This is a genomic window from Stenotrophomonas sp. 1L-E-5-B-C3 (genome assembly GCF_057292075.1).
Genome location: NZ_JBXAWS010000006.1, coordinates 257,480 through 275,199 on the forward strand (window position 1 = coordinate 257,480; position 17,720 = coordinate 275,199).

A 17,720-nucleotide genomic window follows, 5' to 3' on the forward strand; every position below is an offset into this window, starting at 1 on the left:
GAAACTCTCACGAAAACAGGGATGGGGGAAAATCACGCACGACAGCTGGGTTCGGGGAACCTCCTCAAGCGGCACGCACGGAGGCTCCCTATCGTTTCCCGGTTTTTTTGCCCAGGGTCACGCGCGCGGCCATTGCCGCGTCAGCGTTGATCGCGCTTGGCATGCGCGATGGGGCGCCGTCCAGGCCAAGCCCGGCAAGCAGATTATCCACCGCCAGCTGTACCATCGCCGTGCGCGTGGCCAGCGAGGCACTGCCGATATGCGGGGTCAGCACCACGTTGCTCAGCGCCAGCAGTTCCGGACGCACCGTCGGCTCGCCTTCGTACACATCCAGGCCGGCCGCGGCGAGGCGGCCGTTGGCCAGTGCGTCGACCAGTGCCAGTTCGTCGACGATGCCGCCGCGGGCGATGTTCACCAGCGTGGCCGTCGGCTTCATCTTCGCCAGTGCAGCTGCATCGATGATGTGATGCGAGGACGGCGAATACGGCAGCACCGTGATCAGGTGATCGGCCTGCGCCAGCAGCGTATCCAGATCCACATACGAAGCGCCGACAGCGGCCTCGGTGTCGGCCAGCAGGCGCGAACGGTTGTGGTAAAGCACTTTCATGCCAAAACCGTGCGCACCGCGGCGGGCGATCCCCTGGCCGATGCGGCCCATGCCCAGGATGCCCAGCGTGCTGCCATGGATGTCGGCGCCGAGCATGGTCTGGAACGACCACTGCTGCCACTGGCCCTCGCGCAGCCAGCGCTCGGACTCGGTGATCCGGCGCGCGGTGGCCATCAGCAGTGCGAAGCCGAGATCGGCGGTGGTTTCGGTCAGGACGTCTGGGGTGTTGCTGGCGAGGATGCCGGCCGCGCTGAGCGCGTCGACGTCCAGGTTGTTGTAGCCGACCCCGACATTGGCGATCACCTGCAGCTGCGCGGCATCGGCCAGCTGGGCCGCGCCGATGCGCTCGTTGAGGGTGATGATCGCGCCGTCGGCGCTGGCCAGTTGTTCGGCGATCTGGTCCGGCGACCAGGCGGTGACGGTGTCGGTGCTGCGCAGCTGCACGCGATCGCGCAGCGGCGCGATGGCCGCGTCGATCAGCGGCTCGCTCACCCACACAGTCGGCCGCGTGTCAGCCATCGAACTGACCAGGAATACGCGGGGTGATGGTGCCGACGTCGCCGCACTGCGCACGGTGGCGCAGGGCCTGGTCCATCAGCACCATCGCCACCATCGCCTCGGCGATGGGCGTGGCGCGGATGCCGACGCAGGGATCGTGGCGACCGGTGGTGACCACCTCAACCACGTTGCCGGATGTATCCAGCGACGGGCCGGGCAGACGCAGGCTGGAGGTCGGCTTGAGCACGATCGAGGCGACCACCGGCTGGCCGGTGGAAATGCCGCCGAGGATGCCGCCGGCGTGGTTGCTGGCGAAACCCTGCGGGGTCAGCAGGTCACGGTGTTCGGTGCCCTTCTGCACGGCGCTGGCGAAACCGTCGCCGATCTCCACGCCCTTGACCGCGTTGATGCTCATCAACGCAGCGGCCAGGTCGCCATCGAGCTTGCCATAGATCGGCTCGCCCCAGCCGGGCGGCACGTTGTCGGCGACCACGTCCACGCACGCGCCGACCGAATCACCGGACTTGCGCAACGCATCCATGTACGCCTCCAGCTCCGGCACCTGCGCGGCGTGCGGCCAGAAGAACGGGTTGTCTTCCACCGCCGACCAGTCGAAACCGGCCGGGGTGATCTCGCCCAGCTGCGACAGGTAGCCGCGCACGGTGACGCCGAAGCGCTCGGCCAGCCACTTCTTGGCGACCACGCCGGCGGCCACGCGCATGGTGGTCTCGCGTGCCGAAGACCGGCCGCCGCCACGCGGGTCACGGATGCCGTACTTGTGCCAGTAGCTGTAGTCGGCATGGCCCGGGCGGAACTGCTGGCCGATATTGGCGTAATCCTTGCTGCGCTGGTCGGTGTTGCGGATCAGCAGCGCGATCGGAGTGCCAGTGGTCAGGCCCTCGTACACGCCGGACAGGATCTCGACCTCATCGGCCTCGCGGCGCGCCGAGGTGTGCCGGCTCTTGCCGGTGGCGCGGCGCTGCAGGTCGTGGGCGAATTCGGCCGCGTCCAGCGCCAGCCCCGGCGGGCAGCCATCGATCACGCAGCCGATGGCCGGCCCGTGCGATTCGCCGAACGTGGTGACGGTGAACAGCTTGCCGAACGAATTGGAGCTCACGGGCGCTGCGCCGCCAGTTCGGTGATGCGCGCGCTGTGGGCGATCAGCTCACGGCATTCGACCGCGAAGATGCCCATCTGGCCGACCTTGAACTCGATCCAGGCGAAGTCGACTTCCGGCAGCAGCTTGATCAGGTGCTGCTCGGACTCGCCCACTTCACAGATCAGCAGGCCGTCTTCGCTCAGGTGCAGCGGCGCGTCGCGCAGGATCTTCAGCACCAGGTCCAGGCCGTCGTCGCCGGCACGCAGGCCCATGTCCGGCTCGTAGGAGTACTCCTGCGGCAGCGCATCGGTCTCGTCGTTGGTGACGTACGGGGGGTTGGTGACGATCAGGTCGTAGTGGCGGCCGGTCAGGCCGTTGAACAGGTCCGACTTGAGCAGGGTGACGTTGTGCGCCTGCAGGCGCTCCTTGTTCTCGGTGGCCAGCGACAGCGCGTCATCGCTGAGGTCCACGCCATCCACTTCCCAGTTCGGGTAGTAGTGACCCATGGCGATGGCAATGCAGCCCGAACCGGTGCACAGGTCCAGCGCACGGCTGACATCGCGGCCGGCCAGCCACGGCTCGAAGCCGCACTCGATCAGTTCAGCGATCGGCGAGCGCGGCACCAGGGCGCGCTTGTCGCTCTTGAAGCTCAAGCCAGCGAACCAGGCTTCACCGGTCAGATAGGCGGCCGGGATGCGCTCGTCGATACGGCGCTGGAACAGTTCCAGCACGCGCACCTTCTCTTCCTGCAGCAGGCGCGCCTGGCCGTAGGCCGGGCCCAGATCGTGCGGCAGGTGCAGGCTGTGCAGCACCAGCTGGGTGGCCTCATCCAGCGCGTTGTCGTAGCTATGCCCGAAGGTCAGTCCGGCTTCGTTGAAACGGCTGGTGCCGTAGCGGATCAGATCGATGATCGTGTGGAGTTCGGCGGCCGTTTCAGCGGTCATGGCGGTACTGCGGGCAAAGTGGCCCCCGATTATAGGGGCTGGCGCCCGCGGCGGCATCCGTTGCGGCAGAAACGATCGGGCCACAGCCGGTATGATGGAGCCCACTTCGCGCGGGGGCTCCCATGTTCAATCGCAACGCCGGCATCATCCTGCTGATCGCCCTGGCGGCGGGTCTCGGCCTGCTGGCAGCCCAGCAGGTGTTCGCGCCGAAGCCGCCGGCCAATGCCCCGGCCACCGAAGCGATCACGCTGTACCCGCAGGCGCGCGAACTGCCCGACTTCAATCTGGCCCAGTCCGACGGCACCCGCCTGATCCCGGGCGAACTGAAGGGTCACTGGACCCTGGTGTTCCTGGGCTTCACCTTCTGCCCCGACGTCTGCCCGACCACCCTGGCCGAGCTGGCCGGCGCGCAGAACCAGTGGGAAGCCCTGCCCGACAGCCTGCGCCCGCGCGTGCTGTTCATCTCGGTCGACCCGGACCGTGACAGCGCCACCCGCCTCGGCGAGTACGTGCACGGCTTCCACAAGGACACCCTGGCCGCCACCGCCGACGTTCCCTCGCTGGAGCGCTTCGCCACCTCGCTGGGCTTCGTGTTCCAGAAGGTGCCGGGCAAGCACTTCGACGAGAACCCCGAGGATTACACCGTCGAGCACTCGGCCAGTCTGGCCGTGCTCGACCCGCAGGGCCGCCTTGCCGGCCTGGTGCGGCCCCCGTTCAACGCGCCGGCCATTGCCCGCGACCTGCAGAAGCTGACCGAGAAAACCGCCCCATGAGCCTCACCACCGCCCTGACGTACGCCCTGCCCCACCGCCTGCTGTCCTCGATGGCGCGTTCGCTGGCGTACTCGGACGATCCGCGCGTGTCGCGCTGGCTGATCGACACGGTCACCCGCAAGTTCAACGTCAACCTGGACGAAGCGGCCAACCCGGACCCGCGCAGCTATGCGACCTTCAACCAGTTCTTCACCCGTGCGCTGAAGCCGGGCGTGCGCGTGGCCGATGCCGATCCGCGCAGCCTGGTGATGCCGGCCGACGGCCGCATCAGCCAGCTTGGCAGGATCGAGGCCGGCCGCATCTTCCAGGCCAAGGGCCAGTCGTTCACCGCCGCCGAACTGCTTGGCAGTGACGAGGATGCCAAGCCGTACAACGACGGCCTGTACGCCACCGTGTACCTGTCGCCGCGCGATTACCATCGCGTGCACATGCCGTGGACCGGCACCCTGCGCGAAACCGTGCACGTGCCCGGCCGCCTGTTCAGCGTCGGCCCGGCCGCCGTCAACGGCGTGCCGCGCCTGTTCGCGCGCAACGAACGCCTGGTCTGCCATTTCGACACCAGCTTCGGCCCGATGGTCAGCGTGATGGTCGGTGCGCTGCTGGTGTCCGGCGTGGAAACCGTGTGGAGCGGCGAAGAAATTCCGGCCTACGGTGACCGCATCACCCGCAAGGACTACCGCGGCCAGGGCATCCAGCTGGAGCGCTTCGCCGAGATGGCGCGCTTCAACTACGGTTCGACCGTGATCGTGCTGCTGCCGCCGGGCGTGGCCGAATTCGCCCCGCAGCTGGGTGCCGAAAGCCCGGTGCAGCTGGGCCAGGCCCTGGCGAAGCTGCGCTGACAAAAAGGGGACGGAGGGGATCAAGTCGTTTATGCATAAACGACTTGATCCCCTCCGTCCCCTTTTTCCACAACGGAATGCCGGCCAGCGGCCGGCACTACCGTACGCGCGCTACTGCAGGGCCGGGGCGGGGCCGACGTCCATGCCGTCGTAGTCTTCCACGCCCTTCTCCGCGGCCAGCGCCGCGAACGCCTGGTTGCGGCGGTCCAGTGACGCTTCGTCGTGGATCTCCACGCGCTCCACGTGCAGCACGTGGAACGGCGCACCGCCTTCTTCCGGCTCCTGCTCGAACAGTTCGACGAAGCTGTAGCCCTGCGCCTGCAGATGATCCGCCAGTGCCTGCAGCGGCTCGGCGCTGGAATGGACGAAGAAATACCCCCACAACAACGGGCCGTTGATGTCCCAGTCGGTGTTTTCGCGGAGGTTGGCGAACAGATTGCGGGTGTCTTCGAGGTCCATGCGGGTTCCAGGGGTCGTGGGGGATTACTTGTCGCAGCCCTGCAGCTTCAGCGTCTGGCCGTGGCGCAGGCTGTAGGCCGGGGCTTTCAGGCCGTTGGCGCGGGCCAGGGTCGGCACATCGCACTGGAACTTCGCGGCGATGGCACCGAGGGTTTCACCCTTGCCCACCTTGTGGCTGCGCACCGGCTTCGGCCGCGCAGCCGGACGTGGCGTGGCCACCGGCGCTACGGGCGTGGTCGGCACGCTGGTGGATGCGGCCGCATCGGCCACCGGCACCACCCCGCCCACGGCCACGCTTCCGGTGTAGCTGGCGGCGGTCGGGCGCTTGATCGCCGCGTTCAGATCGGCGGTGATCAGGGTGCGGGCGAGGTCGGCACGCGGGCCGCTGACGCAGTTGCGCTGGTACAGGCCGGCAATGCGGGTAGTGGCGTTGATCAGCGTGCCGGCCGGAATCCAGCCATCAGCCTCATAGCGCGGGTTGAGATTGCGCAGCGCGCGCATGTAGCCATCGCGGGTGCCATGGCTGCCCAGGCAGATGGTCAGTTCATAGATCGTGGTGGATCGCGCCAGGCGGATGGTGGCCGGCTGCGCGCTGATCTTCGGGAACTCCACGCCGTACTGTTGCGGGTGCAGGAAGATCCACGCCGCGGCGATCACCATCGGCACGTAGTCCTTGGTTTCGCCGGGGAACTGGTTGTAGACGCTGTCCACCCAGAAGCTCTGCCCCGGGTACTGCTTGTAGACGCGCGCTGCGCGGCCTTCGCCGCCGTTATAGCCAGCCAGCGACAGTTCAACGTTGTTGTTGAGCTCGCGCATGCGCTCGTTGAGGTAGGTGGCACTGGCTTCTGCAGCACTGCGTGCATCGAAGCGGGTGTCGAAACCGGTGCCATCCGGGCCCAGGCCGAAGCGGCGGCCAGTGGCCGGCATGAACTGCATCAGGCCGGCGGCACCGGCACGCGAAGAGGCGTGTACGCGACCATTGGATTCCTTGGCCATGATGCCGAACAGCAATGCCTCGGGCAGGCCGCGCTTTTCCCACTCCGGCCACATCACCGCGCGCAGGTTCTGGTAGTTCTCGTAGGTGGTCATCAGCGCCGGGCGCATGTCGGTCAGCCAGCGGCGGATACCGGCCTGTACCGCCGGGTTGTACTCAACCATGCTGTCGAAGGCGTGCCGCTTGTCGTTCAGCAGCGCAGCGGCGCGGGCCGCCTCGGGCACGTCGGCGGTGAGCGGGCCGATATGGTCGGGGTCGGCTTCCAGGCGGTCGCCACCTTCATCGGCCACGTCATCGCTGGCAGCCGCATCGGCATCATGCTTGAGCAGGCGCTTGTAGCTGGCCAGCAGGGTGCCCATCTGGCAGCCCTTCTGCTTCACGCAGTCGTTGAGGACATCTTCCATGTCCTCCAGCGCAGCATCGGCCTCGTTGCTGCCCTTGGGGTCGGCATTGGCGACCAGCAGCAGGGCATCGCTGTAGCGCTTCTCGGCGGCGGTCATGCGCTGCTGCAGCGCATCCACCTTCACCTTGTCCCGGGCCGAGACCCGCTGTGCATGGGCATCGGGTGCCAGGGAAACCAGGCCGGCCAAGGCCAGCAGCGGCCAACCGCGGGAAATCAGGACAGGAACGGGCATTGATGGCACTGTGTGCGAAACAGGCAGGCAGAGTAGCGGCGCCGCCAAGGTCCGGGCAAGCGGACCTTCGGACCGTCACCGCCGGCGGTTAACATTGGGCTATTCACCACAAGGGCTGGACCATGGATCCGATTCTGCTCGGCAAAGGCATCACCGACGATGTTGCCGTCACCCTGCTGCCGAAACTGGGCAACCGTCACGGCCTGGTGGCCGGCGCCACCGGTACCGGCAAGACCGTGACCCTGATGACCCTGGCCGAGGGCTTCTCGCGGCTGGGCGTGCCCGTGTTCCTGGCCGATGTGAAGGGCGATGTGTCCGGCCTGGCCGTGCCCGGCACCGGCGCCGAGAACCTGCTCGCGCGCGCCGCCGAGATCGGCGTGGCCGATTATGCGCCGGCCGCAAGCCCGGCCATTTTCTGGGACCTGTACGGCAAACTCGGCCACCCGGTGCGCACCACGGTCAGCGAAATGGGCCCGACCCTGCTGTCGCGCATCCTCGAGTTGAACGACACCCAGGCCGGCGTGCTCGACATCGTGTTCAAGCTGGCCGACGACCGTGGCCTGCTGCTGCTGGACATGGACGATCTGCGCGCCCTGCTCGGCCTGGTTGCCGAGGAACGCAAGGACATCTCCACTGAGTACGGCCTGGTCAGCGCACAGTCGATCGCTGCCATCCAGCGTTCGGTGCTGCGCCTGGCGCAGGACGGCGGCGAGAACTTCTTCGGCGAACCCGCGCTGGAACTGGCCGACATCATGCGGGTCAATCACGACGGCCGCGGTGTGATCGGCATCCTGGCCGCCGACCAGCTGGTGCTCAAGCCCAAGCTGTATTCCACTTTCCTGCTGTGGCTGCTGTCGGAGCTGTTCGAGCAGTTGCCGGAAGTGGGCGACCTGGACAAGCCGAAGCTGGTCTTCATCTTCGACGAGGCACACCTCCTGTTCGACGATGCACCCGCCTCGCTGGTGCAGCGCATCGAGCAGGTGGTGCGGTTGATCCGCTCCAAGGGCGTGGGCGTGTACTTCTGCTCGCAGTTCCCGGACGACGTGCCGGGCAACATCCTCGGCCAGCTGGGCAACCGCGTGCAGCATGCACTGCGCGCGTTCACCCCGCGCGACCAGAAGGCGGTCAAGACCGCCGCCGAAACCTTCGTGCCCAATCCGAAACTGGATGTGGTGAAGGTACTGAGCCAGCTCGGCACCGGCGAAGCGCTGGTTTCCACGCTGCAGGACAAGGGCGTGCCGATGCCGGTACAGCAGACGATGATCGCACCGCCGCGCTGCCGGATGGGGCCGATCACCGAGGCCGAGCGCGCCCAGGTGCGTGCCGGCAGCCCGGTCGGTACCCGTTACGACACGGCGATCAACCGCGAATCGGCTGCCGAACTGCTGGCACAACGTGCGCAGAAGGCGGTTGAGAAAGCAGAGGCCCCCGCTGCCCGCAGCCGTGAGCAGGACGAGGCGCAGGAAGGTGGTTTCGGCCAGTCGATCAAGGACGCGATCTTCGGCACCAAGCGCCGCCAGGGCATGATCGAGACCATGGCCAAGCAGACCACGCGCACCGTCGGCACCAAGCTGGGCAACCAGATCGTGCGCGGCATCCTGGGTGGCATTTTCGGCGGCAAACGCTAGCTGCCCCTGCTGGGGTCAGAGCCCTTTCCTGCGGAAAGGGATCCGACCCCACGCCCCCCCCCACCGCTCCCCTGAAAAGAAACCGCACCACATGTCGCGTTGGCGTCCCCCTGCAGAAAAGAGCACCGCACTGATCACCGCCTCCGGCCATGCACGGCTGAAGGCTGAACTGGATGAGCTATGGCGTGTGCGGCGCCCCGAAGTGGTGAAAGCACTGGCCGCGGCGGCTGCGGAAGGCGACCGTTCGGAAAACGCCGAGTACACCTATCGCAAGAAGCAGCTGGGCGAGATCGACCGCCGCGTTCGCTACCTGACCAAGCGGCTGGAATCGCTGCGCGTGGTCGATACCACGCCTACCGACCCGCAGACGGTGTTCTTCGGTGCCTGGGTGGAACTGGAGAACGTGGACAGCGGGCAGACCAGCCGCTACCGCATCGTCGGCCCGGACGAGACCGATGCGGGATCGGGCTGGATCAGCATCGACTCACCGCTGGCACGGGCACTGCTGAAGAAACGGCTGGATGATGAATTCTCAGTGGAGCTGCCGAGCGGGCCGCACACCTTTGCGGTGATCGGGGTGGAATACGAGCCCCTGTAGAGTCGACTGTCAGTCGACTATCGCGCGCAGCGCGGGGTTTTCGCGGTGCTGCAGGAAGAGCAGTCGACTAACAGTCGACTCTACCGCCAGGCAACGGCGGCGGGTACTGGCGGCCGGCACGCAGCGGGCGGAAGTAGCCGGTATCTGCGTAGAAGGCTGCATCCTGCACCTCGTACCAGCCCGGAATACCAGCCAGCGGCAGGGGCCGCAGTTGCAAGGGATCCGTCAGTACCCCGCCCTCGTTGATGGCCCTCGCGACGGCATCGACACACTCCGCATCGGCATCGCCGTGCACCACCACGCACTTGCCCACCAGCCGGCGCCCGGGCAGCAGCGCCTGCTCCATCAATGCATGGCCGAATACCGCAGCGATGGCGATGTCACCGCTTTGCCAGTACGCCGGTTCGAACAACGCGCGCCAGTCATGCGCATCCCACCCGGCCAGCAATGTCTCATCGCGCATACGCACGATCACGCCGGTCTCGTCGAACTGGGTCAGCGCGGCCTGCGCGCGGTTGCGCTGGCCTGGCGGCATGGACTCGATATGCAGGCACTGCCGCGCATTGAGTGCGTGTTTGAGTTGCCGATGGCGTGCCCACACCAGCGCATTGAACAGGTCGTGCCAGTTGTCGGCGCGGGTGGCGATGCGCCCCTGTGCGATGCGGGCTTCGTAGTGCAGGCCGTCGGCCAGCAGCGTGGCATCCTGCTCGACCAGGCGCAGTCCCGACAGCCCCAGCCGCGCATCCAGATCGGCAATGGCAGGCCACTCGCGGCCAGCCAGCAGGTCATGGAAGTCCTTCAACCCGGCAAACAGCGGGTGCTCGAAAACAGTAGCGTCGACCGCCGCACGCGGCGGCGGCATGAAGCGGCGCAGGCCGCCCGCTGTGGCAGCGGCCTGCGCGAAGGTCACAGCACCTTGAGGTCGAGTGCCGGGCGGGCCGCAGCCGGCAACGCATCGCCGTACAGATCGTGGTCGTCACTCTCGGTGATTTCCACGTCGACGAACTCACCGACGCGCAACGCCACCTGGTCGGCATTCTGGATGTGCACCAGGCCATCGATCTCCGGGGCATCGGCCTTGGAACGGGCCACCGCGATATCGCCTTCGATGGCGTCGACCAGGCACTGCTGCACGGTGCCAATTTTGGCTTCCAGGCGTGCGGCGGAAATCTGCGCCTGCTTCTCCATGAAACGGGCCAAGCGCTCCTGCTTCACCTCTTCCGGCACCGCATCGGGCAGGTCGTTGGCGGTGGCACCCTCGACCGGCGAATAGGCGAACGCGCCGACGCGGTCCAGCTGCGCTTCGTCGAGGAACGACAGCAGCTCCTCGAACTCGGCCTCGGTCTCGCCGGGGAAACCAACGATGAAGGTCGAACGCACGGTGATGTCCGGGGCGATACGGCGCCAGTTCTGCACGCGCTCCAAGGTTTTCTCGACCGCACCGGGGCGCTTCATCAGGCGCAGGATGCGCGGGCTGGCGTGCTGGAACGGAATGTCCAGGTACGGCAGGATGCGGTTCTCGGCCATCAGCGGTACCACCTCGTCCACGTGCGGGTACGGGTAGACGTAGTGCATGCGCACCCACGCATCCAGCTCGGACAGGCCTTCGCACAATGCCTTCAGACGGGTCTGGTAGGCCTTGTCGCGCCACATCTTCTCGGCGTATTTCACGTCCACGCCGTAGGCCGAGGTGTCCTGCGACACCACCAGCAACTCACGCACGCCGCCACGCACCAGGCGTTCGGCCTCGCGCAGCACCTCATCGACGGGGCGCGAGACCAGCTTGCCGCGCATTGATGGAATGATGCAGAAGCTACACTTGTGATTGCAGCCTTCGGAAATCTTCAGGTAGGCGTAGTGGCGCGGGGTCAGCTTGATGCCGTAGTCAGGCACCAGATCCACGAACGGGTCGTGCTTGGGCGGCAGCGCTTCGTGCACCGCCTCCATCACGCTCTGGTAGTCCTGCGGGCCGGACACCGCAAGCACGTTCGGGTAGGCCTCGCGGATCTGTTCCGGGCGCTTGCCCAGGCAGCCGGTGACGATGACCTTGCCGTTCTGGTTCATCGCCTCGCCGATCGCGTCCAGCGACTCGGTCACCGCCGAATCGATGAAGCCGCAGGTGTTGACCACCACCACGTCGGCCGAATCGTAGGACGGGACGATGTCGTATCCCTCGGACCGCAACTGGGTGAGGATGCGCTCGGAATCGACAAGGGCCTTCGGGCAGCCAAGGCTGACGAAGCCGACTTTGGGGTTCAGCTGGGACATGGAATCGCGGGACTCTGGGGGCCTGGGCCCCTGCCGGCATGGCAGGGGGACCTGGGGGCCGGGGCCTGAAAGGGCGCCAGTATACCGGGGTTGGCGGCCGCGCTCTGAACCCCCAGCCGCCTGATCGGGCACAGCCGCTGACACCGCGCTAACCCGCGCAGCATCGACAATGCAGCCCTGTTCCCCGCAACGAGGTAGAAACGATGGCCGAGTGGATCACCCTGGATACGCATCACGGCCCGGTACGCGCCTGGCAGGCCCTGCCCGAGGGCACCCCGCGCGGCGGGCTGGTGGTGGTGCAGGAAATCTTCGGCGCCAACCCGCACATCCGCGGCGTGGCCGAGCGCTTTGCCGCCGAAGGCTATGCGGTGCTGGCGCCGTCGTTCTTCGACCTGGTCGATGGCACTGATGCCGATCCGGACGCCCTGCCCTACGACGCCGACGGCGTGAAGCAGGGCCTGGAACGGGTGACCGCACTGGGCATGGAGAAGGCATTGGAGGTGGTCCGTGCCGCAGCGACCCGGTTGGCCCCCTACGGCAAAGTCGGCACGGTCGGTTACTGCTGGGGCGGCAGTGTCGCCCTGCTGTCCGCGCTGCGCCTGGGACTGCCGTCGGTCAGCTACTACGGTGCGCGCAACGTCCAGTTCCTGGATGAGACGCCAAAGGCCCCGGTGATCTTCCACTTCGGCGCCCAGGACAAGAGCATCCCGCCGGAAGCCATCCAGGCCCATCGCCAGAAGCTGCCGCAGATGGCCACCTACGTCTATCCGGCCGATCACGCCTTCAACCGGGAGGTCGGACATGCGTATGATCCAGACAGCGCCACACTGGCGCTGCAACGCACCCTGGACTTCTTCTCGGAGCATCTTGGATGAGCGATTTCGAACTCGATTCACGCCTGGCCACCGATAGCGTGCTGGTGGCGGAAGGACCGTTGTCGCAAGTGCGGCTGATGAACGACGAACGATTCCCCTGGCTGGTGCTGGTACCGCGCCTGGCCGGGGTGACCGAGTGGATCGAGCTGGACGGCGAGCAGCAGGACAAGCTGCGCACCGAGCTCAACCGCGCCTGCAAGGCCCTGCACGGTTCCGACGGGGTGGAGAAGATCAACATCGGCGCGCTGGGCAACATCGTGCGCCAGCTGCACTTCCACGTGATCGGCCGCCATGACGGCGATCCGGCCTGGCCGGGACCGGTCTGGGGCAGCGGCCCGGCGCACCGCTACGAGCCGGCCGCGCTGGACCAGCATGTCGCCTACTGGAAGGAACGGCTAGGATATCCGGCCCAGTCCTGAGCCGTTGCCGACCGATGCGATTCAACCTCGTTGCCGCCGTCCTGCTGATCCTGGTCGGGCTGTTCATGCTCGCCAGCAACCTGGGCTGGACCCACCTGAACCTGTCCAAGCTGCTGCTGACCTGGTGGCCGGTGGCGCTGGTCGGCGTCGGCATCGCGATGCTGTTCGGTCGCGGCAAGTAAGGTAGCGCCGGGCCATGCCCGGCGAGCGCAGCGCGCGGCCCCACAAACGGAAACGCCGGGCATGTCCCGGCGCTACCGATACGCGTTGACGCAGGCAGTCAGGTACGCGGCAGGGTCACGCCGGTCTGGCCCTGGTACTTGCCACCGCGATCGCGGTACGACGTCTCGCAGACGTCATCGGCTGCGGCCTGGAAGAACAGCATCTGCGCCACGCCTTCGTTGGCGTAGATGCGCGCCGGCAACGGCGTGGTGTTGCTGAATTCCAGGGTCACGTGACCTTCCCATTCCGGCTCCAGCGGCGTCACGTTGACGATGATGCCGCAGCGCGCGTAGGTGCTCTTGCCCAGGCACACCACCAGGGTGTCGCGCGGAATGCGGAAGTACTCGACGGTACGCGCCAGCGCGAAGCTGTTCGGCGGAATGATGCACTCGTCACCGACGATGTCGACGAAGCTGCCCGGATCGAAGTGCTTCGGGTCGACGATCGTCGAGTTGATGTTGGTGAACACCTTGAACTCGCGCGAGCAGCGCACGTCATAGCCATAGCTGGAGGTGCCGTAGCTGACGATGCGTTCGCCGTTGGCCTGCTTGACCTGCCCAGCCTCGAACGGCTCGATCATGCCGTGCTGCTCGGACATGCGGCGGATCCAACGGTCACTCTTGATGCTCATGCTCTGTCCTGGGGAATACGGGGGGCGCGAGGATTCTAGCAGGGGCCCGGGCATCGCCGCCGGCCCCTGCCCCAGCGCTTACAGCAGCGACGACAGGATCGGGATCGAGGCGCGCGGGCGCTTGCCCACTTCCTCGCTCAGGCGCTGCGCAGCATGGCGATAGGCCTGGGCCGGCGCCGAATCCGGCTGGGCCACGGTGATCGGGGTGCCTGCATCGCCCTGCTCACGGATGCCGATCTGCAGCGGCAGCGAGCCCAGCAGCGGCACGCCGTACTGCGCGGCCATGCGCTCGCCGCCACCCTCGCCGAACAGGTGCTCGACGTGCCCGCAGCTGCTGCAGGTATGCACCGCCATGTTCTCGACGATGCCCAGCACCGGCACCTCCACCTTCTCGAACATCTTCAGTGCCTTCTTCGCATCCAGCGTGGCGATGTCCTGCGGCGTGGTGACGATCACCGCGCCGGCCAGCGGAATTTTCTGGGTCAGGGTCAACTGGATGTCACCGGTACCCGGCGGCAGGTCGATCAGCAGGAAGTCCAGATCGTCCCACAGGGTATCGTTGAACAGCTGGGTCATCGCCGAGGTGGCCATCGGACCGCGCCAGATCATCGGCGTGTCCTCTTCGATCAGGTAGCCGATCGACATGGTGTCCACGCCGAATGCGCGCAGTGGCTCAATGCTTTTGTTGTCGGGGCTTTCCGGGCGACCGGACAGGCCCAGCATGGCCGGCACGCTCGGGCCGTAGATGTCCGCATCGAGCACGCCGACGCGCGCGCCCAGCTGCTGCAGGGCCACTGCAAGATTGACTGCAGTGGTCGACTTGCCAACCCCCCCCTTGCCCGAGCCGACCGCGATCACGTTGCGGATGCGGGCATGCGGCGTCAATCCCTTCTGGACCTGGCTGGCATGGGGACGGCGAGGAGAACTGTTCACAACGGGCACCGGCAGATCAGGAGTGAGAACCCAACATCATACAAGCTGGACCTAACCTGACTGAAATTCAGGATTGCTACAGATTCGTGCACAGATTGTTAAGTTCATGTTACGTTCGTAGAGCACTGTTTTGGGCTGCGGGGCTGGCTTTCCAGCGCGCACGATGGCGCATGCGCAGTGCCGTTTTTGTTATTTGCTCTTTATTGGAACTACATGAACTACGTAAGCAACACCGCACGTCGCAACACGCTCGCCGTCGCTCTGATTTCCGCCCTGATGGCCGCCGCCCCGGCAATGGCCCAGGACAAGGCGACCAACCTGGACAAGATCACCGTCACCGGTTCGCTGATCCCGCAGACCCAGGTTGAAACCCAGACCCCGGTGATGTCCATCACCGCCGAAGACATCCAGACCCGCGGCTTCAGCAGTGTTGCTGAAGTGCTGCAGCAGTCGTCGCTGACCACCGGCGGCCTGCAGGGCGGCCAGACCTCGGGTTCATTCACCCAGGGCGCCGAAGCCGCCGGCATGTTCGGCCTGAATCCGGGCTACACCAAGTACCTGATCAACGGCCGCCCGATGCTCTCGTATCCGGCGCTGTACAACGGCAGCGAAACCTTCAACAACATCAGCGGCATTCCGATCGACATCGTCGAGCGCATCGAAGTGCTGCCGGGCGGCCAGTCCTCGCTGTACGGCTCGGACGCGATCGCCGGCGTGGTCAACATCATCCTGAAAGAGCGCATGGACGGCGGCACGATGACCGTCCGTGGTGGCACCTACACCGAAGGTGGCGGCAGCAACATCCGCTTCAGCGCCGCCAAGGGCTTCAACGCGTTTGACGACCGCTTCCACGCGCTGGTCAACGTGCAGATCGAAAACGGCAGCCCGATCTGGGGCTACCAGCGTGACATCACCAAGCAGACCAACCCGGTCGGCTACACCGCCCAGGTGCCGTCGAACGACTTCGCCGTCATCACCAACGCTGACAACAAGCTGTTGATGATGGACCCGACCCGCTGCGCCAATGTCGCGGGCCTGTACGACGGCACCACCGTGGTCGGCCAGCGCCCGTCGGGCGAATCCTGCGGCTCGGTGTACAGCGCCGGCTACAAGACCCTGAAGAACGGCAAGAACAGCGGCCAGTTCTACTCGTCGATGACCTTCGACGTGAACGACAACTTCCAGCTGTTCGCCGACGTGCTGTACAGCAAGGAAAAGACCGAGTTCACCTCCGGCTCCAGCGCCCTGTGGTGGGGCACCAAGTCGGTCATGGGCGGTTTCTACGACCAGGGCCTGGGCAAGGTCGTGAACCTGCAGCGCGCCTTCGCGCCGGAAGAAATCGGTACGGGCGACTACAACAACATCCTGAACTCCGATGAGAGCCGCGCCTACCAGGTCACCCTGGGCGGCAAGGGCATGGTCGGCGATTGGGACTACAGCGCCAGCTTCACCCGCGGCGAGTACCGCCTGGACCAGAACCGCTTCGTGCGCTGGAAGGACAAGATCGAAGACTTCTTCGGCCAGACCGTGCTGGGCCCGCGCCTGGGCACCTACACCGACCCGAAGGATCCGACCGCCCAGTTCGGCATCTACAGCCCGAACTACGCTGCCTTCTACTCGCCGATCACCCCGGACCAGTTTGCCAGCTTCACCGGCTACGGCACCCACCGCAGCAAGACCTGGCAGAACCTGGGTCGCGTGCAGGTGACCAACGGTTCGCTGTTCAGCCTGCCGGGCGGTGACGCCGGCCTGGCCGTTGTGCTGGAAGGTGGCAGCGAAGGCTGGGACTATTCGCCGGATCAGGCGTTCGTCGACGGCAACGTGTGGGGCACCACTGCCGTCGCCGGCGCCGGTCACCGCAGCAACTATGCGGTCACCAGCGAACTGCGCATGCCGCTGCACGACAAGCTGACTGTCAGCGCGTCGGGCCGCTATGACGCCTTCAAGATCGCCGACAAGACCGTCGACAAGGCCACCTACAGCATTGGCCTGGAATTCCGTCCGATCGAGAGCCTGCTGCTTCGCGGCAAGTACGGTACCGCCTTCCGCGCACCGACCCTGTCCGATGCCTTCCAGGGCATGAGCGGCTCGTACGCCTCCAGCCAGAACGACTACTACCGCTGCAGCCAGCTGGGCTACGGCCTGCGTGACGAGGCCTGCTCCTTCTACAAGGGCACCTCGGTGTACAGCGAAAAGTCCGGCAACCCGGACCTGAAGCCGATCACCGCCGATGTGTGGAGCGCAGGCGTGGTGTGGGCCCCGGTCAGCAACTTCTCGCTGTCGGCCGACTACTACAACTGGAAGATCAAGAACGAGGTCAAGACCCTCAGCAGCGACCAGCTGCTGCTGGCCGAATACCAGTGCCGCAACGGCCTGCCGAACAACACCTCGGCCAGCTGCGGGAACGTGACCGACTGGGTGTCCCGCGATGCCGGCGGCAACCTGACCCGCGTGTACACGCCGAAGCTCAACGTTGCCAGCCAGAACCTGGAAGCGGTGACCGTGGCGGCCAAGTACCAGCAGGATATCGGCCGCTTCGGCTCGCTGATGTTCTCCGGCAACTACACCAACATGCTGAAGCGTGAAGTTCAGCCGATGCCGGGTGCCGCCAAGCTCGACCTGCTGAGCGATCCGTACAACATGTGGTACTACGACAACTTCGCCAAGGTTCGCGGCGATCTGTCGGTGGCCTGGAACATCGCCAAGTTCACCACCACTGTGTACGCCAACTACGTCGGCAGCACCCCGAACTACCTGGCCTACACCGGCCGCAGCTACGGCTATGTCCACTCTTCCGGCGCCAAGGCCGGCAAGTGGGGTTCGTACACCACGTACAACCTGAGCATGAACTACCAGGCGCAGGACGATCTGGTCCTGTCGCTGATGGTCAACAACGTGTTCAACAAGCTGCCGGAAGGCCAGCGCTACAACTACCCGGGCAACGAATCGACCCCGTTCAACGACGGCTTCTACAGCGTCTACGGCCGCCAGATCTCGGCCCAGGTCAAGTACAACTTCTGATCCCGTCGTTTTCCGGACCTTGTGTCTGGACCAGGCCCCGCTTCGGCGGGGCCTTTTTTTTGGGGCGGAGCGGTCACCGAAGTGACTACTCGTCCGAATTCAGCATTCAGACACATTGGAGCGACCACAAAAAATTCACTAGAATTCAATGACATGCAACTCAAGAACGCAACAAAAGCGGAAGCGGACAGCATTTCCGCAACAATTTGATGACTCCTCAATGAACGTTTGACAGCATCGGTTAATGTCGTGTTAATCTCGAGTTACCGGCTTGTGA

At 65.8% G+C, this 17,720-nt stretch carries 17 protein-coding genes; 8 read left to right on the forward strand and 9 right to left on the reverse strand.

What is annotated here, in order from left to right:
- Positions 1-88: 88 nt before the first annotated feature.
- Genes AC0Z6F_RS10590 through prmB form a run of 3 tightly spaced genes read right to left on the reverse strand, consistent with a single transcriptional unit; the run spans position 89 to position 3,148 of the window.
- On the reverse strand, positions 89-1,126 hold the full coding sequence (locus AC0Z6F_RS10590) for a 2-hydroxyacid dehydrogenase (protein WP_485617133.1): 1,038 nt from the start codon (positions 1,124-1,126) through the stop codon (positions 89-91).
- On the reverse strand, positions 1,119-2,222 hold the full coding sequence (aroC, locus tag AC0Z6F_RS10595; RefSeq protein ID WP_485617132.1) for a chorismate synthase: 1,104 nt from the start codon (positions 2,220-2,222) through the stop codon (positions 1,119-1,121). Before aroC ends, AC0Z6F_RS10590 begins: the two co-directional genes overlap by 8 nt.
- Positions 2,219-3,148, reverse strand: a complete 930-nt coding sequence (gene prmB / locus AC0Z6F_RS10600; protein ID WP_032971849.1) for a 50S ribosomal protein L3 N(5)-glutamine methyltransferase — start codon at positions 3,146-3,148, stop codon at positions 2,219-2,221. The genes aroC and prmB overlap by 4 nt, the downstream gene beginning before the upstream one ends.
- Positions 3,149-3,270: 122 nt before the next feature.
- On the opposite strand from prmB, the gene AC0Z6F_RS10605 reads away from it, so the two are divergent.
- Entirely contained in the window at positions 3,271-3,921 is a 651-nt protein-coding gene (locus tag AC0Z6F_RS10605) for an SCO family protein (RefSeq protein WP_012511729.1), read from the forward strand.
- Positions 3,918-4,760, forward strand: coding sequence for an archaetidylserine decarboxylase (gene asd / locus AC0Z6F_RS10610; RefSeq protein WP_485617131.1), 843 nt, complete (start codon positions 3,918-3,920; stop codon positions 4,758-4,760). Before AC0Z6F_RS10605 ends, asd begins: the two co-directional genes overlap by 4 nt.
- Before the next feature lie 111 nt (positions 4,761-4,871).
- Here asd and AC0Z6F_RS10615 read toward each other — a convergent pair whose 3' ends face one another.
- Positions 4,872-5,219 (reverse strand): ribonuclease E inhibitor RraB, encoded by a 348-nt coding sequence (locus tag AC0Z6F_RS10615; protein ID WP_006381474.1) that lies wholly within the window; start codon positions 5,217-5,219, stop codon positions 4,872-4,874.
- 24 nt (positions 5,220-5,243) lie between these two features.
- The gene (locus tag AC0Z6F_RS10620) at positions 5,244-6,848 is read right to left on the reverse strand and encodes a transglycosylase SLT domain-containing protein (protein ID WP_485617130.1); all 1,605 of its coding nucleotides are present in this window, start codon (positions 6,846-6,848) and stop codon (positions 5,244-5,246) included.
- Positions 6,849-6,970: 122 nt separating this feature from the next.
- On the opposite strand from AC0Z6F_RS10620, the gene AC0Z6F_RS10625 reads away from it, so the two are divergent.
- Both AC0Z6F_RS10625 and greB read left to right on the forward strand, forming a co-directional pair.
- Positions 6,971-8,476 carry a helicase HerA-like domain-containing protein gene (locus tag AC0Z6F_RS10625; RefSeq protein ID WP_006381478.1) on the forward strand — a complete coding sequence of 502 codons (1,506 nt, stop codon included), beginning with the start codon at positions 6,971-6,973 and terminating at the stop codon, positions 8,474-8,476.
- Positions 8,477-8,567: 91 nt separating this feature from the next.
- Positions 8,568-9,074 carry a transcription elongation factor GreB gene (greB, locus tag AC0Z6F_RS10630; protein WP_485617129.1) on the forward strand — a complete coding sequence of 169 codons (507 nt, stop codon included), beginning with the start codon at positions 8,568-8,570 and terminating at the stop codon, positions 9,072-9,074.
- Between the two features lie 67 nt (positions 9,075-9,141).
- On the opposite strand, the gene AC0Z6F_RS10635 is transcribed toward greB, so the two are convergent.
- Both AC0Z6F_RS10635 and rimO read right to left on the reverse strand, forming a co-directional pair.
- A complete protein-coding gene (locus tag AC0Z6F_RS10635; protein ID WP_065724344.1) occupies positions 9,142-9,984 on the reverse strand; it encodes a DUF3025 domain-containing protein in 843 nt (280 codons plus the stop codon).
- Positions 9,981-11,342: a 30S ribosomal protein S12 methylthiotransferase RimO gene (gene rimO, locus AC0Z6F_RS10640; protein WP_012511733.1), complete on the reverse strand. Its 1,362-nt coding sequence runs from the start codon at positions 11,340-11,342 to the stop codon at positions 9,981-9,983. Before rimO ends, AC0Z6F_RS10635 begins: the two co-directional genes overlap by 4 nt.
- Before the next feature lie 203 nt (positions 11,343-11,545).
- Here rimO and AC0Z6F_RS10645 point away from each other — a divergent pair, with 203 nt between their 5' ends.
- The 3 genes from AC0Z6F_RS10645 to AC0Z6F_RS10655 are packed head-to-tail and all read left to right on the forward strand — an operon-like array spanning position 11,546 to position 12,818.
- Positions 11,546-12,217, forward strand: a complete 672-nt coding sequence (locus AC0Z6F_RS10645; protein ID WP_006381640.1) for a dienelactone hydrolase family protein — start codon at positions 11,546-11,548, stop codon at positions 12,215-12,217.
- Positions 12,214-12,636, forward strand: coding sequence for an HIT domain-containing protein (locus AC0Z6F_RS10650; protein ID WP_006381641.1), 423 nt, complete (start codon positions 12,214-12,216; stop codon positions 12,634-12,636). The genes AC0Z6F_RS10645 and AC0Z6F_RS10650 overlap by 4 nt, the downstream gene beginning before the upstream one ends.
- Positions 12,637-12,650: 14 nt before the next feature.
- The gene (locus AC0Z6F_RS10655) at positions 12,651-12,818 is read left to right on the forward strand and encodes a LiaI-LiaF-like domain-containing protein (protein WP_046983580.1); all 168 of its coding nucleotides are present in this window, start codon (positions 12,651-12,653) and stop codon (positions 12,816-12,818) included.
- Positions 12,819-12,916: 98 nt separating this feature from the next.
- Here AC0Z6F_RS10655 and dcd read toward each other — a convergent pair whose 3' ends face one another.
- Both dcd and apbC read right to left on the reverse strand, forming a co-directional pair.
- A complete protein-coding gene (gene dcd, locus AC0Z6F_RS10660) occupies positions 12,917-13,489 on the reverse strand; it encodes a dCTP deaminase (protein ID WP_012511735.1) in 573 nt (190 codons plus the stop codon).
- Between the two features lie 78 nt (positions 13,490-13,567).
- A complete protein-coding gene (apbC, locus tag AC0Z6F_RS10665; RefSeq protein WP_485617128.1) occupies positions 13,568-14,422 on the reverse strand; it encodes an iron-sulfur cluster carrier protein ApbC in 855 nt (284 codons plus the stop codon).
- Between the two features lie 213 nt (positions 14,423-14,635).
- On the opposite strand from apbC, the gene AC0Z6F_RS10670 reads away from it, so the two are divergent.
- A complete protein-coding gene (locus tag AC0Z6F_RS10670; protein WP_032971866.1) occupies positions 14,636-17,443 on the forward strand; it encodes a TonB-dependent receptor plug domain-containing protein in 2,808 nt (935 codons plus the stop codon).
- Positions 17,444-17,720: the final 277 nt, after the last annotated feature.

Coding starts and splice junctions, on each gene's coding strand:
- AC0Z6F_RS10670 (WP_032971866.1), top strand. CDS start 14,636: ATGAACTACGTAAGCAACACCGCACGTCGCAACACGCTCGCCGTCGCT.
- AC0Z6F_RS10590 (WP_485617133.1), bottom strand. CDS start 1,126: ATGGCTGACACGCGGCCGACTGTGTGGGTGAGCGAGCCGCTGATCGAC.
- AC0Z6F_RS10615 (WP_006381474.1), bottom strand. CDS start 5,219: ATGGACCTCGAAGACACCCGCAATCTGTTCGCCAACCTCCGCGAAAAC.
- dcd (WP_012511735.1), bottom strand. CDS start 13,489: ATGAGCATCAAGAGTGACCGTTGGATCCGCCGCATGTCCGAGCAGCAC.
- AC0Z6F_RS10605 (WP_012511729.1), top strand. CDS start 3,271: ATGTTCAATCGCAACGCCGGCATCATCCTGCTGATCGCCCTGGCGGCG.
- AC0Z6F_RS10655 (WP_046983580.1), top strand. CDS start 12,651: ATGCGATTCAACCTCGTTGCCGCCGTCCTGCTGATCCTGGTCGGGCTG.
- asd (WP_485617131.1), top strand. CDS start 3,918: ATGAGCCTCACCACCGCCCTGACGTACGCCCTGCCCCACCGCCTGCTG.
- AC0Z6F_RS10650 (WP_006381641.1), top strand. CDS start 12,214: ATGAGCGATTTCGAACTCGATTCACGCCTGGCCACCGATAGCGTGCTG.
- AC0Z6F_RS10625 (WP_006381478.1), top strand. CDS start 6,971: ATGGATCCGATTCTGCTCGGCAAAGGCATCACCGACGATGTTGCCGTC.
- greB (WP_485617129.1), top strand. CDS start 8,568: ATGTCGCGTTGGCGTCCCCCTGCAGAAAAGAGCACCGCACTGATCACC.
- AC0Z6F_RS10620 (WP_485617130.1), bottom strand. CDS start 6,848: ATGCCCGTTCCTGTCCTGATTTCCCGCGGTTGGCCGCTGCTGGCCTTG.
- rimO (WP_012511733.1), bottom strand. CDS start 11,342: ATGTCCCAGCTGAACCCCAAAGTCGGCTTCGTCAGCCTTGGCTGCCCG.
- prmB (WP_032971849.1), bottom strand. CDS start 3,148: ATGACCGCTGAAACGGCCGCCGAACTCCACACGATCATCGATCTGATC.
- AC0Z6F_RS10645 (WP_006381640.1), top strand. CDS start 11,546: ATGGCCGAGTGGATCACCCTGGATACGCATCACGGCCCGGTACGCGCC.